Source organism: Thermodesulfovibrio sp. (assembly GCF_049969575.1).
Taxonomy (GTDB): Bacteria; Nitrospirota; Thermodesulfovibrionia; order Thermodesulfovibrionales; family Thermodesulfovibrionaceae; genus Thermodesulfovibrio; species Thermodesulfovibrio obliviosus.
Genome location: NZ_JBMFOO010000004.1, coordinates 3,914 through 19,440, shown reverse-complemented (window position 1 = coordinate 19,440; position 15,527 = coordinate 3,914). Strand labels below are relative to the sequence as shown.

Here is a 15,527-nt window from a genome sequence, read left to right as displayed (position 1 = left end):
TCAATGTTGTTTAATTAATTCATAAAATATTTCTACTGCTTTGTCAATGCTTGCAGCATCAGGACATCCACCCTGAGCAGAATCAGCCCTTCCCCCACCTTTACCACCAACAGCCTGAGTTATGTTTTTTAAAAGTTTTCCAGCATCATATTTACTTGTAGCATCTTTTGTAACTGAAAGAATCAGAATCCCCTGCCCATCAGTCTTTGATGCAAGTAAAATTACTGCTGGATGCAGTTTTTCTCTAAGTTTGTCTGAAAGTGCTCTTAAGGATTTTGTATCAACCCCTTCAAGTTTTACTGCCAGTGCTTTAACTCCGTCTATGTCTCTTGCCTGTTTTACAAATCCGTCAATACTGTGACTTAAGAGTTTGTCCTTCAAGGCTTCAATTTCCTGTTGCTTTGACTTTAATTCATTAATAAGTCTTTGTATTGCTTTTACAGGTTCTGCTGATTTAAGAATTTGAGAGATATTTTTTATCTGCTCTCTATATCTGTTAGCATATTCAAGGGCAGAGACTCCTGTGACAGCTTCCAGCCTTCTGATTCCCGAGGCAACAGAGCTTTCTGAAATAATATAAAAACTTCCTATTTCACCAGTAGATTTACAGTGAGTGCCACCGCAAAGTTCTTTACTGAATCCGAGAATTTTTACAACCCTGACAGTATCTTCATATTTATCTTCGAAAAGGGCTATAACCCCCTCATTCAAAGCCTCATTAAGGGATTTTACCTCTACTATGACAGGTAAATTTTCAAGTATTTTTTCATTGACAATGCTTTCAATTTCCTGTAACTCAGCGTCACTCAAAGCATCAAAATGGGTAAAATCAAAACGAAGTCTGTCTGGTGCAACAAGGCTTCCAGCCTGCTTTACATGCTCCCCGAGAACAGCTCTTAAGGCAGCGTGAAGAAGATGAGTTGCTGTGTGATTTCTCGCAATTGCCTTTCTTCTTTCTATGTCAATCTTTGCAAAAACTTTTTCATCCTTTTTTATGCTTCCTTCAATAACTCTTACTTTATGACAGTGAAGTCCTGCTATCTTCTTGGTATCAAAAACCTCTGCCTTACCTGAGCCTGAAATTATTATCCCTGTGTCTCCTACCTGTCCACCTGATTCTGCATAAAAGGGCGTTTCATAGAGGAAAACTTCTCCTTCTTCGCCTTTTTCAAGTATCTTCACAGTCTTTCCATTTTTTATGATGGCATGAATGATTGTTTCTGCTTCATAATCAGTGTAACCCGTAAATTTAAAATCATGATTCCCGCTTCTTAACTCTTTATATACTTCATCTATTCCGATTTCCTGAGCCTTTGAAGCTGCTCTTGCCCGCTCACGCTGTTTATTCAACTGTCTGTGAAAACCTATCTCATCAAGCTCCAAGCAAGAATCTTGTGCCATTTCCTTTATTAAATCAAAAGGCAAACCAAAAGTATCATAGAGTCTGAAGATTTCTTCTCCGGGAAGAACCTTTGAACCTGATTTCTTAAGATTTTCAAGAATCTCATCAAAAATCTGCTGTGCCCTTTCAAGGCTTCTAAGAAATCTTTCTTCCTCCACTTTTATGATCTTTTCAATTCTTTTTCTTTCAGAAACAATCTCAGGATAAATTGTTCCAAGACTTTCTATAACAGGTTCAACAAATCTATAAAAAGCCACTCTATCATACTGAAGTAGCTTAATGTGTCTCAATGCCCTCCTTATAATTCTTCTTAAAACATAGCCTCTTCCCTCATTGGAAGGAATGAGTCCTTCAGCTATCAAAAATGTGGAAGCTCTTATGTGGTCTGCAATAACTTTTATTGAAACATCAGTTTTCCTTTCCCTACCGTAGCTTACATTTAAAACAGAACAAATTTCAGAAATAATTGGCTGAAAAAGGTCTGTATCAAAATTTGTTTTCTTCCCCTGTAGAACTGCTGTAATTCTTTCAAGTCCCATTCCTGTATCAATACTTGGCTTAGGAAGGGCTGTCAATTTCCCCTCTTCATCTCTGTTGTATTGCATAAAAACAAGATTCCACAACTCAAGAAATCTGTCACAGTCACATCCTACAGAACAGTCAGGCTTTCCGCATCCAAAATCCTCACCCTGATCAATTATTATCTCAGAGCATGGTCCACATGGACCTGTATCTCCCATCTGCCAGAAATTATCTTTTTCACCAAGGCGCACTATTCTTTCAACTGGCATGCCTACTTCTTTCTCCCATATATCTGCAGCTTCATCATCGTCTTTATAGATTGAAACCCAGAGTTTTTCTTTCGGAAGTCTAAAATGTTCTGTTAAAAGTTGCCATGCGAAAAATATTGCTTCCCTTTTAAAATAATCTCCAAAGGAAAAATTACCAAGCATCTCAAAGAAAGTATGATGTCTTGCTGTAAATCCAACATTTTCAAGATCACTGTGTTTTCCACCTGCACGCATACATTTCTGACAGCTGGTGGCTCTACTGTAAGGTCTCTGTTCTTCACCAAGAAAGACTCTTTTAAACTGAACCATACCTGCATTTGTAAATAACAATGAGGGGTCATCCTTAGGAATGAGTGGAGAACTCTTTACATGTTCATGTCCATGGGAAACAAAGTAGTCCAGAAATAGATTCCTTATTTCAAAACTTTGCATTTACTACTCCTCACCTATTATTCTCTGCTCATTGCTTATTATGTAGGTGAGCTTGCCATCAACAAAAATAAGCCTTGATTTTAAAAGTCCTAAAGAAGAAGAATAAATCCATTCTTCTCTTTGCTTTCCTTTCTCAGGTGTAAGAACCCTTACAGAAGAAGGATTCCCCCATGCAAGTCTTACCTGCTCCTTTGTCATCCCAAGTGCTATCTCTCCTTTTGTAATTCTTTCCTGAATCTCTGGTGGATAATTTTTAATCTCATCATAGGTATATCTAACACCCTGCGAAGCACATCCAAATATAAATAACGCGATAAACAAAGCAATTAAAACTCTCATTTCAACTCCTCCTTTAAATTGTCATTGTCTTGAGACTCTATATCTCCGGGGAATTTTTCATTCAAAAATTTATTTATAGTGTCCCATGAAAATCCTCTTCTGAGAAGAAATCCTGCTATTTTAGCCATTTTTTTATCCTCTGGATCATTTTTTATTAAATGAATTTTTCTCTGGATAAGTTTCTGAGCAAGGGAAAATTCGTCTATTTCCGGAATGCTGTCAAGTAATTCTTTATCAATGCCCCTTCTTGTAAAGTAGTTTTTTAAACCCATATTACCAAGAAATCTGTCTTGTGCAATTTTTTCTGCTTTCTGGATAAATCTACTGTCATCTATAAATCCATTCTGCTTTAAATAGGCAACCGCATCATCAATATCCATTTGAGAAAATCCTTTTCTGTAAAGTCTATCTCTTAATTCAGCCTCTGTTCTATCTTTTTTTGTAATTAACCTCAATGCACATTTTAATACTTCATTGTTCCGATTTTTCACCTTCTATGACCTTTGGCTTTAATCCATAAGCATCCATAACTTTGGAATAAATTTCATTGAAGATTTCTGGATGACTTTTTAAATATTCTTTAGCATTTTCTCTACCCTGAGCAAATCTTGTTCCGTTGTAACTGTACCATGCTCCAGATTTTTCAATAATTCCTTTTTCCACTGCAAGATCAAGAACCTCGCCTGTCTTTGATATTCCTTCATTAAAGTAAATATCAAAGTGAGCCTCTTTGAATGGCGGTGCTACTTTATTTTTCACAATTTTAACTCTTACTCTACCACCTGTTGTATCCTGTCCTTCTTTTAATGTGTCTGTTTTTCTTATATCCAGCCTCATTGAAGCATAAAATTTTAGTGCGGTTCCTCCAGGAGTTGTCTCTGGATTTCCAAACATTACTCCAATTTTCTGTCTGAGCTGATTTATGAAAATAACAACTGTCTGAGACTTTGATATAGCTGCTGTAAGCTTTCTTAAAGCCTGACTCATAAGCCTTGCCTGAAGACCTGGAAGAGAATCTCCCATTTCTCCTTCAATTTCAGCCTTTGGAACAAGAGCAGCAACTGAGTCAATAACAATAATGTCAACTGCTCCGCTTCGGACAAGGGTTTCTGTTACTTCCAGAGCTTGCTCTCCAGTATCAGGCTGGCTTATTAGTAAATTTTCCACATCAACACCTAATTTTGAAGCGTAATTCACATCAAGGGCATGCTCAGCATCTATAAATGCTGCAACACCTCCAAGCCTCTGAGCTTCTGCAATTGCATGGAGTGCAAGGGTTGTTTTACCTGAAGATTCAGGCCCAAAAATTTCTATAACTCTTCCGCGTGGATATCCTCCAACACCTGTTGCTATATCAAGGGATATTGAACCTGTAGGAATTACACTTATTCCTTCTGCTTGAGCCTTTGTTCCAAGACGCATTATTGCGCCCTTGCCAAAATTTCTCTCAATCTGGGATATAGCAATCTCCAATGCCTTTAATTTCTCCTTATTCATAAATCACCTCTTAAGCTTTTTTTTATTATACCATTAAACTATTTGAGCAAAGGAAATCTCTCCAAAACTGAATAAATTGAACCTTTTGGAGTCAATATGCTTTTCATTAAAACAAACTCTTTAACCTCAAATTGAAAATCAAAAGACTTTTCAGAAAATTTCTTTAAAATCTTCTCAAAAAAATATTTCCCATTCCTGTAATTCTTCACTCTTGCTAAGGTTATGTGAGACTTAAACTGTCTTTCTTCCCTTTGAAAACCAAGACTGGAAGTCTCCTCGTCAATCCTTTTTGTTAATCTCTTAAGTATCTCTGTATTTTCTGTGCCAATCCATATGACTCTTGGTTTTATTTTATCCGGGAAAACTCCAGGAGTAGTAATTTTCAATGTAAAATTAGAAAACTCATTTGATAAGGATTTCAAAGTGGATGTTAAAGAAGGGATAATTTTTTCTTCAACTTCACCAAGAAATTTTAATGTAATATGAAAATTTTCTTTCGGAACAATATTAACTCCATCAATTGATGATTTGAAATTAGTCAAGTCTGCAAGAAATTCTCTAACTTGCTGAGGAAGTTCTATTGCTATAAAAAGACGCATAAAATATCATAACAGAAGAAAAATTCTTATTAAAAGATTGCTAAGAAGTCCTGCCAGAAAATCATCAATCATGATACCAAATCCACCATCTATTCTTTCAGCCTGCCTTATAGGAGGAGGTTTTATAATATCAAAAAACCTGAAAAGCACAAATCCTGCAATCAGAACATTCAAGTTTAACGGAAGAAACATAACTGCTGTAAGATAGCCTGCAAACTCATCTATAACAATGCAGGAAGGATCTTTAATACCCAGATGCTTTGCCACTTTTTCTGAAGAAATTGTTCCCAGAATAAATGAACTCAGTAACATTGATAACATAATCGTATCATGGGGTTTAAAAATCCATAAAAGAGCCATTGCAAAAGCAGAAGCCACTGTACCAGGTGCAAAAGGACAGTATCCAATAAAAAAAACTGTAGCAATAATCTTTGAAAGCATTAAAAATTTCACTTTTTTATTATGCTTAACAGTCTTAGTTTAGTCAACAATGCAAGGGGATTCCTGAAACTGCCCGATGGACCTGTTCTCAGGGTAGCGAGGAGTCTTCAGAAAGCACTTCTGTCCTTCAGGATTACCTAACATTAGATAGAAATGACATTTTCTATCGGCATTTTTAGAAAATTGAATTGTTATTGACAAATAGGTTACACTTCATTATAATTCACTAAAAAAGTCTATGGAGGGTAAGATGGACACAGCACTGGTAGTAAGTGAGAAAAAAGCAGGTGGAGATACAAAAATTCTCCAGCTTGTTACATTTACTCTTGGTGGTGAAGAGTATGCTGTTGATATTCTCAAAGTTCAGGAAATAAACAGAATGAAAGAAATTACAAGAGTTCCAAATGCTCCATACTATGTTGAAGGCGTTATAAATCTTCGTGGGAAGGTTATTCCTGTTGTTAGTCTGAGAAAAAAATTTGGACTTCCTGAGGAAGAAGAAACAGCAAAACAAAGAATTATGATAATGGATATTCAGGGTATAACTATTGGATTGATTGTTGACTCGGTCTCTGAAGTTCTAAGAATATCCACTGACATCGTTGAACCACCTCCAGCTATGACTTATTCTGTAAGTTCAGAATTTATATGGGGAATTGCAAAACTTGAAGACAGACTTATTATTCTTCTTGATATGGACAGACTTATTGGTAAAGAAGAAAGTGAAGGAATGGTTGAGGCCACAGAGAAGGCAGCTATTGAGGAATAAACTTCCAGTATCTCTTTTTGTGCTGTCTTCCTCCACTCCAGCAAGGCTTCATATTCTCATCGCGGAATGAATAAATTTTGGCTGTTGATATATTATGGATTGATCTTGCAATAATAAAAAGCTCACCCTTTTTGGAAAAAAACTTAGCGCCATGAACAACCACCTCATCTCCAAGATTGAATTCTATTTTTTCCTGTTCAATATACCATCTCGGTGCTGTAATAATATTGTAGATTTTATCATGCTTTGTAATTCCTATTACCACAGGTCCATAATCTCTATAAATAATTTCAGCAATTTTCCCCTTAATAGCAATCTCTGTGTTTGGATCATAACTTTCTTCCCATTCCTGAGCTTCTGCAATCTGTCCTATGGTTATCAGAAAAATCATTATAACTATGCTCCATTTCATTGCATTAATCCTTAAAAAAGGGGGCACAAGCCCCCTTGATTTTTACCATCCACAGATTCTTCTGATGTTTAATCCTCTTTTCCCGGCTGGTGCATAGGGAAGTCCCATTTCATAGGCTTTTTTGTGCATCTCCACTTTTAAACTTGCTCTTTCCTGTTCTTTGTGTTTGATTGCATTCCAATCAGGGTTTGGCTGTGCCCAGAGGGTCAAAAGCTCACCCCTTAGCTGTAAATCCTTCTGATAAAGTGGTTGAATTTCCTTGCAATACTGTTGCGCCTTAGCTGAATCAACTCCTATTGGATACTGAGGACCCATTCCTCGCTGCGCAAAAGATACACCTGCAAATACTGTTAGTGCTGTTAGTAATGCAAATACCGTTAAAAACTTTTTCATTTCTTTCACCTCCTTTTTGTGACTTTTCTTTACTTCTTTTAAATATCAATTACCATGCCAGAATTGAAATATATTGATTTTATGAGGTTTTATATGAAACTGTTGCCTTTTTTTTGCAAAATTTGCATTATTTTTTGCAAAATTTGCAAAGTTCATTAGTAATGTAAGCAAAATCCTCAATTGAAAGCTCTTCTGCTCTTTTTAAGGGATTTATGCCGATTTTATTTAGAAATTCCTTAGGTTCATCAACGACTGATTTTAAAGAGTTGGCTATCATCTTTCTGCGCTGGCCAAAGGCTGATTTAACGATTTTAAAAAATATTTTTTCATCAGCTACTTTTACAGCTGGCTCAGTTCTTCTTTGAATTTTAATTACTGCTGATTCAACCTCTGGTGGAGGGCTAAAAAATTTTGCAGGAATATAAAATTTTATTTCAGCAGTCGTATAATACTGGACAATAATGCTTAAAGCAGAGTATGCTTTTGAACCAGGAACTGCAATAAACCTCTGGGCAACTTCTTTCTGCACAGTAAGAGTCATTGAAATAAGATTTCTCACTTCAATTAATCTGAAAATTATAGGTTTTGTTATGTAATAGGGAATATTAGCAACAACTTTAAACTGTCCAATCTCTTCATAGGGAAACTTGAGAGCATCCTGATTGAATAGCTTCAAATTTTGTCTTTGACGGAATCTTTCTTTTAAAATTCTAAAAAGCGCTGGATCAATTTCAATTGCTATAACTTCCCTCGCCTGCTCAATTAACAATGCTGTTAAATCGCCCATTCCTGCACCAATTTCAACAACTTTGTCCTGAGGCTCAATTTCTGCAACATTGACAATTCTTTGAAGAATCTCCTTATTTCTTAAAAAATGCTGCCCGAGCTTTTTTTTAGCCATTTATCAGTTTTAATTTTTCTATGTTGATTTTTAAGGTTCTATTTTTGTAATAAACAATAATTCTGGAAGGCATTATGAGGTTAGTTTTATCTTCAGTCTGAAACTGTTTAAAGTCATTATAAGTTATTAAAATTTGCTGATTTTCAAAGGTAAAACTCTGACTTACAGGCATAAATCCTTTTTTATTTAGCAATACTTGTCTGTCACTATTTTTTTCCTTCAAAATAAAATTATTGTCTTTTTCTCCAATCTCAAAATCACCAATCCACCACATAAAACCCTTTCTTACCCCGGTTAAAATTTGCTTTACCTTATCTTTTTCTATTAGTAGGGTTGATGATACTTCTTCATTTTTTTCATAAATTTCACCTGCAGGAAAGCCCATATAGTAAATGCGAAGAAGTGTTTCATTTTTACTAATTTTAAGTAAAGCATCTCCACTGAGAAAATTTCCTTTGCTTTCATAATCAATAGCTAAGGAGCTTTCAATGCCCTGATAATTCTGCATTTTTTTTATAAAATCCTTTACATCCTCAGCATAAAACTCTTTCAAAATCTCTGGTTTCTTTTCTGCACAACCAGAAAATAAAAAAATAACCAGACTAACTGTTAATAACCTCAATAAGTTCATTAATTGATGTCACTCCTTTTATGTTTAGATCATAATCTTCTTTAAGCCTTTCAAGATTGCTTTTAGGGATAATTGCTCTTTTCATACCTATTCTGGAGGCTTCTTTTAATCTTAACTCAGTTTGAGATATTGCACGAATCTCGCCACTTAATCCAACTTCACCAAAAATAACAGTTCTATCAGGCAAAGGCATATCTCTAAAAGAGGAAACAATGGCAGAAATTATTGCTAAATCCGAAGCAGGCTCTGTAATTTTTAATCCTCCAACAACATTTACAAATATATCTGCACTGGCAAGATTTACTTTCCCGCGTTTTTCAATAACAGCAATTAAAAGATTTACTCTCTGATAATCAACTCCAATAAAATTTCTTCTTGGCATTCCAAACTGTGAAGGTGAAACCAGTGCTTGTATTTCAGTGAGAATTGCTCTTGTTCCTTCAATTGTTGCTGTAATGGCTGAACCACTTGACACTCCATGTTCAGAAAGAAAAATTAAAGAAGGATTTTCAACCTCTGTAAGTCCCTGTGAAGTCATCTCAAAAACACCTATTTCATTGGTTGGACCAAAACGGTTTTTTACACTTCTCAGGATTCTATAGGCATATCCCCTGTCTCCTTCAAAATAAAGAACTGTATCCACAAGATGCTCAAGCACTCTTGGACCTGCTATTGCTCCTTCTTTTGTGACATGACCGATTAGAAAGACAGGAATCCCTGTGGATTTTGCAAAATTCATAAATTTTGCTGCGGAATCTCTAATCTGACTTACAGAACCAGGTGCTGAAACTGCTTCTTCAGTGTAAACTGTCTGAATTGAATCAACAATTAGTGTAGCTGGTTGAGTTTCTTTTGCACATTCAATAATTTTCTCAACAAGGGTTTCACTAAGAAGCAAAATTCCTTCTGAAGTAATTCCGAGTCTTTCTGCTCTAAGTTTTATCTGTGTAAGAGATTCCTCTGCTGAAACATAAAGAACTTTACCATACTGCAATGAAAGGTTATTGGATGCCTGCAGTAGCAGTGTTGATTTCCCAATACCAGGGTCTCCTCCAATAAGAATAAGAGAGCCTTTAACTAATCCGCCACCAAGAACTCTGTCAAGTTCTGCAATTCCAGTTAAAAATCTGTCCGATACTGTAATTTCAATTGAACTAATGGAAACAGGCTGAACAGTTTCTGATAAAATTTTTCTTTCAGTTCCTGCTTCTATAGTTTCCTCAACAAAGCTGTTCCATGCGCCACAATCAGGGCATCGGCCAATCCACTTTGGTGAAATATATCCACAGCTTTGGCACTGAAAAACTTGCTTAATCTTTGCCTTCATTCATTAATGATAATTCATTTTTTTATAAATAAACAATTATCATAGTCATTGCACCTGTTATGGCACACATAAGTAAAACTGGAACTAAAACTGCTTTTATAAACTGTGCTTCTTCTCTACCGCCCACACCAATTGTAGCAGCAGCATTTGTAATCTTAGAAGGAGTTATTGCAGAGGCTATTCCACCACCAACTGCATGGGCTGCATAAATCCACATGAAAGCATTTGCTCCGACTGTTGAAAGAGTTGCTTCCCATTGAATTTTTGCAAAAAGAACATTTGAGGCTGTTTCACTTCCTCCAACAAATGCACCAAATAAACCAAGAAAAGGTGCAATGAATGGATAAGCAGGACCAAAAACATTTGCAAGTGTTATTCCTATAATTCTGTCCATGTTATACTGGGCAAAATATTGAGATGGGACAAGCTTTCCATTTACAACTTCCATTGCAGACCATGCCATAATAAATGCCACAGCAAAGAAAAGTGAGTAAGCAAGAAAAGGTCCCCATATTCTTGTTATCCAGAGCTTGAAAACATTCCTTAATTGTTTACCTGATGGTTTAAGTATAAATATTGAAATAAAAGAAACAACCATTATCCAGAACCAGACATTCCCAAGAATGTTCAAATCTTCTTTTTTATCAGCAATAATTCTAATTACTTCAGTCTGACCCAGAACATTTTCAAGTTTCATTTTAATAGTGGGGATATTTACAATGAGTGAGATTATTATTAACAGGATAAATGGTAGGCAGGCTATAAAAACTTCTTTATTAAAAATAGATTTACTTTGCTCCTGAGTGTTATTCCTGCGATAAATAAAATAAACTGTGAGCATGGTAATCAATCCAGAGATAATTCCTATAATTTCTACTGGAAGAATTCTGAAACCGGCAATTACAAGGGCAGAAACTGAAAGCATAAGACCTGAAATCATTGCAGCTTTCCAATTTTTCTTTATAGCTTCTTTACCTCCAACAACTTTGAGCATCAAAAAAGCAAAAATCACTGAGATTACAGGCAATAAAACAGTTACTTTGAAAGTATAATCCCAGATAAAATCATTAAGGCTTTCTATGTTAGGAGGCTTTATTCCAAAAGCCATTGCAACTTTTGAAGGCAGTGTTAGAGGAATTGTAAATAGAGCAAAGGAAGTAAGAGGGTCATAGCAAAGAATGCTTATGCCAATTGCAGCAATAGGAGAAAATCCTAATAACAAAAAAATCGGTGGAAACATTGCAGGAGTTACCATACCAAGTGATGTGCTTAAAGAGCCAAATCCCATTCCGATGAAAAGGGTTTGTTCTTCTTTGTTTCGAGCAATTCCTTTTACATAATCAATAATTTTCTTTAATGCACCGGTTTCTCTCATTAAAAATATTAAAAACATTGTAAAAATAACTGCCAGTGAGATCCCAAATGCTTTAACAATTCCAGTAAGTGTAGCACCCCATACAACATTCCATGGAGTTTTAAAGTAGTAAACCGCTACAAACATAGCAAGGATCCATCCTACTACAGAAACAAAACTCCCTGAACGATAAAAAACAAGCATACCTATTAAAACCACAAGAATTGGGAAAAGGGCTAAAAAGAAATCCATTTTAACCTCCTTTTAGAGTTGAAAAATTTAAAAAAAGCTTAATATTTTAAACAATTTTTCATTATAAAAATCAACCATGTTATAATTTTAAATAAACAAATCTGGAGGATTTATGAATCGAACACTTATTGCTATCTTAAAAATTCTTGCAAAGGAAAACAAAATAATAGGTTCAAAAGAAATTGCAAAAAGGCTTAAGATGTATGGAATAAATCTATCAGAAAGAACAGTAAGATATCATCTGAAAATTCTTGATGAAAGAGGCTTAACAAAAATTTTTGGTAAAGAAGGCAGAATTATTACTGAAAAAGGAAGACAAGAGCTTGACACTGCAATTACAGTTGAAAAAGTTGGATTTATAATAAATAAGATTGAAACTTTGAGTTATCTTTCTGATTTTGATATAAATTCCTGTAAAGGCAAAATTATTGTCAATCTAAGTTACATTCCAAAGAACAAACTAAAAAAAGCTCTTAAATCAATGGAAAATGTTTTTAATTCATCCCTTGTAATGAGTAACAGGATTGTTTTTATTGAAAAAGATGATGAAGCTGTTTTGCCTGACGAACATGTTTGTATAGGAACAGTATGCAGTGTTACTCTTAATGCTATTTTATTAAAACATGGAATACCTGTTATTTCAAAATTTGGCGGAGTCCTTGAAATAAAAGATGGATTGCCTTATAAATTTAGTGCTCTTATAAGATATGATGGAACATCTCTTGATCCGCTGGAAATATTTATAAGAGGTAAGATGACCAATGTTTCAGGTGCCATAAAAAACGGTTATGGAAGAGTTCTTGCAAGTTTTAGAGAAATTCCAGCAGTATGTCTTAACAAAGTAAAAGAGATTTATTCAACCATGCAGGAAAAAGGCTTTCAGGGAATTCTTGTGTTTGGTGAGCCAAATCAAACTCTGCTTGACATTCCTGTTGGAATAGACCGTGTTGGCATTATAGTGGTAGGAGGATTAAATCCCATTGCAGCAGTTGAAGAAACTGGTATTCAAACATACACTTCAGCTATTTCAACTCTTTATGATTATCAAGCAATGATTGATTTCAAAGAACTTAGCAACGAACTTAAATAATGCAGATAATAACAACTCACCTTAATGCTGATTTTGATGCCCTTGCCTGTTGCATGGCAGCAAAGAAGCTCTATCCAGAGGCAGATATTGTATTGCCAGGGTCGATGGAAAAGAGGGTTAAGCTTTTTTTTGAAACTTTTAAACCATTTGAAATAAAAAAATTAAAAGAAATAGATTTAGATAAGGTTAAAACCTTAATAGTTGTTGATACAAGAAGTGTTCATAGGATAGGAGAGCTTGCTCAATTATTAAAAAAGCCAGTAAAGGTGCATCTTTATGATCATCATCCGAAGACAGAGGATGACATAAAGGCAGATTTTGAGATAACAGAGCAGGTTGGTGCCCTTGCATCACTTTTTACAGAGATCTTTCGTAAAAAAAATATTCCTATTACTCCTCTTGAAGCAACTCTTCTTTGTCTTGGAATTTATGAAGAAACAGGATGCCTTGTCTTTCCATCAACAACTGAAAGAGATGTTTTAGCAGTAGCATATTTGCTAAAAAGAGGTGCAAATTTAAATATAGTGTCTCAATTTCTCAAAGAAGAACTTTCACGTGAAGAAGTATCTCTTCTTAATGAACTTTTAAATTCACTGCAGGAATACTTAATCAATGGAATAAGAGTTAACATTGCCCATGCAGTAAAAGAAGAGCCTCAGGATGTTTCTCACATTGCTCACAAAGTAATGGATCTTATTGACACAGATGCTCTTTTTCTTATTATTGAGATGGAAGATAAAATTTTGATAATCGGAAGAAGTAACACTCCACAGGTTGATGTGGGTTCAATTTTAAGTGAATTTGGAGGAGGAGGGCACTGGGCAGCAGGCAGTGCTACTTTAAAAGAAAGACCTGTTAATTTATTAATTGATGAACTCATAAAAATTATTAAGCAACAGGTAAAGCCTGAGAAAATCGCAAAAGATTTAATGACAACTCCAGTAATCTCTGTTCAATGGGACAGAACAATTAAGGAAGTTGAAGATATGATGACAAAGTATGGCATAAATGCCATGCCAGTAATTAAAAACAATAAATACATTGGTGTAATTACAAGAGGCGTTGTTGAAAAAGCAATTTTTCACGGTCTGAAAAAATCAAGAGTTGGAGATTTTGCCACAACAGATGCTTACACTGCAGAACAAGACACTCCTTTATGGGAAATAGAAAAGAACATGATTGAACTTAATCAAAGATTTGTTCCAATTCTCAAAGATGATAAAGTTGTTGGAGTTATTACAAGAACTGACATATTGCGTAATTTATATGAGGAGCTGATAAGAAAGTTCAAGATTTCAAAACCTAAGGAAGAAATTGAAGAATCTAAAAAAAATGTAGCAAACTTGATGAAAGAGTTTCTTCCTGAAGAAATTTATAAAATTCTCCTCACTGCAGGAAGTCTTGCAGAAGAAATGGGATACGGAGTTTATTTAGTAGGCGGTTCAATAAGAGACCTCCTTATGAGAAAACCAAGTCCTGACATAGATATTGTAGTTGAAGGAGATGGAATAGCTTTTGCTCAAGAACTTTCAAAAATAATAAACGGCAAAGTAATTCCTCATCGAAGGTTTGGCACTGCCAAGATTTTAATAGAAATTGAAAAAAATGGCGAAGTTAAAAGATTCTCCATAGATATTGCTACTGCCAGAACAGAATATTATGAGTCTCCTGCAGCTTTACCAAAGGTAGAGACTTCATCTATAAAAAAAGATCTATACAGAAGAGATTTTACGATAAATGCTCTGGCTGTTAAACTTAATACAAAAGATTTTGGTTTGCTTTTAGATTTTTTTGGTGGACAAAGAGATATAAAAGATAAAAAAATCAGAGTGCTTCATAATTTAAGCTTTGTAGAAGACCCTACAAGAGCCATAAGAGCCATAAGATTTTCAGAAAAGTTGGGATTTAAAATATCTAAACATACTGAAAATTTGATAAAACTTGCAGTTAAAATGAGCATTTTTGAGAAACTTAAAGGACCAAGACTTTATGAAGAGCTGATTTTACTTTTAAAAGAAACTTTACCTCATTATTCAGTAAAAAGACTTGCAGATTATGGCTTGCTCAAAATTCTTCATCCCTCTTTTGATGAAAAGCTTTTTAATGAGCTTGTTAAAGCTCATGAAACTGTTCAAGGCATGGAACTACTTTTTTTGAAAGAAAAATATAGGAAAGAATTCATTTACTTAATGGTGCTTTTGTGGAATCTTAAGTCGCACGAAAGGGAAGAATTTCTTAAAAGAATATGCGCTCCAGAGAATGTAAAAAAACAACTTATTGAAAACATTACTTCAGCTGAGAAAGCCTTACAGAATTTTCCTTCTGAGGAATCCTTTTTAGAAGTATATAAGCTTTTAAGCTCTTTAAATATAGAAACAATAATTTTGATGATGATTTATGCAGAGGAGCAACAAAAAAGGGCAATTTCAATTTATCTTACAAAATTAAAAGAAATAAAACCTCTTTTGCGGGGAGAAGATTTAAAAAAACTTGGAATTCAGCCAGGTCCTGTATACAAAAAAATTTTTGATGAAATTTTAAAGGAAAAACTTCAGGGCAGACTTCTTTCAAAAGAAGAAGAGATAGAATTTGTAAAAAAGTTTGGAAAATAAAAAAGATTGTATGATATCATAAGTTATGACAACAACTAATCTTGAAGAGATCAAAAAAATTATTAAAAATGAACTGCCAACAATTTTAAAAACAGATCCTTCTTTTCGCAGATATATTCTTCAAATAACAAAAGCTTACTATCCTCCAAAGAAAAAAACAGAGGACAGAATTGAGCAGCTCTATCAACAACTTTTGCAGATGCAAGAAAAATCTGACAGAAAATGGGAGGAATGGAGCAAACGCTGGGAGCAAACACAGGCAGAGTGGAACAGAAAATGGGAAGA

At 34.7% G+C, this 15,527-nt stretch carries 15 protein-coding genes and 1 pseudogene; 4 read left to right on the top strand and 12 right to left on the bottom strand.

Annotated features, from left to right (window positions below; translation table 11 throughout):
* Genes alaS through ACP5O9_RS01945 form a run of 6 tightly spaced genes read right to left on the bottom strand, consistent with a single transcriptional unit; the run spans position 1 to position 5,513 of the window.
* Positions 1-2,625 carry an alanine--tRNA ligase gene (gene alaS / locus ACP5O9_RS01970; RefSeq protein ID WP_428723344.1) on the bottom strand — a complete coding sequence of 875 codons (2,625 nt, stop codon included), beginning with the start codon at positions 2,623-2,625 and terminating at the stop codon, positions 1-3.
* Between the two features lie 3 nt (positions 2,626-2,628).
* A complete protein-coding gene (locus tag ACP5O9_RS01965) occupies positions 2,629-2,964 on the bottom strand; it encodes a hypothetical protein (protein WP_424904878.1) in 336 nt (111 codons plus the stop codon).
* The gene (locus ACP5O9_RS01960; RefSeq protein WP_428723343.1) at positions 2,961-3,419 is read right to left on the bottom strand and encodes a regulatory protein RecX; all 459 of its coding nucleotides are present in this window, start codon (positions 3,417-3,419) and stop codon (positions 2,961-2,963) included. Before ACP5O9_RS01960 ends, ACP5O9_RS01965 begins: the two co-directional genes overlap by 4 nt.
* Before the next feature lie 16 nt (positions 3,420-3,435).
* The gene (gene recA, locus ACP5O9_RS01955) at positions 3,436-4,461 is read right to left on the bottom strand and encodes a recombinase RecA (RefSeq protein ID WP_353685870.1); all 1,026 of its coding nucleotides are present in this window, start codon (positions 4,459-4,461) and stop codon (positions 3,436-3,438) included.
* A 38-nt stretch (positions 4,462-4,499) separates the two neighbouring features.
* A complete protein-coding gene (thpR, locus tag ACP5O9_RS01950; RefSeq protein WP_424904876.1) occupies positions 4,500-5,060 on the bottom strand; it encodes an RNA 2',3'-cyclic phosphodiesterase in 561 nt (186 codons plus the stop codon).
* Between the two features lie 6 nt (positions 5,061-5,066).
* Positions 5,067-5,513 carry a phosphatidylglycerophosphatase A family protein gene (locus ACP5O9_RS01945; RefSeq protein ID WP_353685872.1) on the bottom strand — a complete coding sequence of 149 codons (447 nt, stop codon included), beginning with the start codon at positions 5,511-5,513 and terminating at the stop codon, positions 5,067-5,069.
* Between the two features lie 238 nt (positions 5,514-5,751).
* On the opposite strand from ACP5O9_RS01945, the gene ACP5O9_RS01940 reads away from it, so the two are divergent.
* Positions 5,752-6,270: a chemotaxis protein CheW gene (locus ACP5O9_RS01940; protein ID WP_353685873.1), complete on the top strand. Its 519-nt coding sequence runs from the start codon at positions 5,752-5,754 to the stop codon at positions 6,268-6,270.
* On the opposite strand, the gene ACP5O9_RS01935 is transcribed toward ACP5O9_RS01940, so the two are convergent.
* The 6 genes from ACP5O9_RS01935 to ACP5O9_RS01910 form a co-directional block, all read right to left on the bottom strand.
* Positions 6,257-6,661 (bottom strand): hypothetical protein, encoded by a 405-nt coding sequence (locus ACP5O9_RS01935; RefSeq protein WP_428723342.1) that lies wholly within the window; start codon positions 6,659-6,661, stop codon positions 6,257-6,259. The genes ACP5O9_RS01940 and ACP5O9_RS01935 overlap by 14 nt on opposite strands.
* Before the next feature lie 63 nt (positions 6,662-6,724).
* The gene (locus ACP5O9_RS01930; protein ID WP_353685875.1) at positions 6,725-7,075 is read right to left on the bottom strand and encodes a Spy/CpxP family protein refolding chaperone; all 351 of its coding nucleotides are present in this window, start codon (positions 7,073-7,075) and stop codon (positions 6,725-6,727) included.
* 127 nt (positions 7,076-7,202) lie between these two features.
* Complete coding sequence (gene rsmA / locus ACP5O9_RS01925) at positions 7,203-7,976, bottom strand: 16S rRNA (adenine(1518)-N(6)/adenine(1519)-N(6))-dimethyltransferase RsmA (RefSeq protein WP_424904874.1); 774 nt, start codon at positions 7,974-7,976, stop codon at positions 7,203-7,205.
* Positions 7,969-8,598, bottom strand: a complete 630-nt coding sequence (locus tag ACP5O9_RS01920) for a hypothetical protein (RefSeq protein WP_428723341.1) — start codon at positions 8,596-8,598, stop codon at positions 7,969-7,971. The genes rsmA and ACP5O9_RS01920 overlap by 8 nt, the downstream gene beginning before the upstream one ends.
* Entirely contained in the window at positions 8,579-9,934 is a 1,356-nt protein-coding gene (radA, locus tag ACP5O9_RS01915) for a DNA repair protein RadA (protein ID WP_428723340.1), read from the bottom strand. Before radA ends, ACP5O9_RS01920 begins: the two co-directional genes overlap by 20 nt.
* 22 nt (positions 9,935-9,956) lie before the next feature.
* Positions 9,957-11,540, bottom strand: coding sequence for an L-lactate permease (locus tag ACP5O9_RS01910; protein WP_424904871.1), 1,584 nt, complete (start codon positions 11,538-11,540; stop codon positions 9,957-9,959).
* 112 nt (positions 11,541-11,652) lie between these two features.
* On the opposite strand from ACP5O9_RS01910, the gene ACP5O9_RS01905 reads away from it, so the two are divergent.
* From ACP5O9_RS01905 to ACP5O9_RS01895, 3 genes and pseudogenes are all read left to right on the top strand, one after another.
* Complete coding sequence (locus tag ACP5O9_RS01905; protein WP_353685880.1) at positions 11,653-12,630, top strand: DUF128 domain-containing protein; 978 nt, start codon at positions 11,653-11,655, stop codon at positions 12,628-12,630.
* Complete coding sequence (locus ACP5O9_RS01900; protein ID WP_428723339.1) at positions 12,630-15,242, top strand: CBS domain-containing protein; 2,613 nt, start codon at positions 12,630-12,632, stop codon at positions 15,240-15,242. Before ACP5O9_RS01905 ends, ACP5O9_RS01900 begins: the two co-directional genes overlap by 1 nt.
* 25 nt (positions 15,243-15,267) lie before the next feature.
* Positions 15,268-15,527 (top strand): annotated as a pseudogene (locus ACP5O9_RS01895) (PD-(D/E)XK nuclease family protein); the annotation flags it as partial.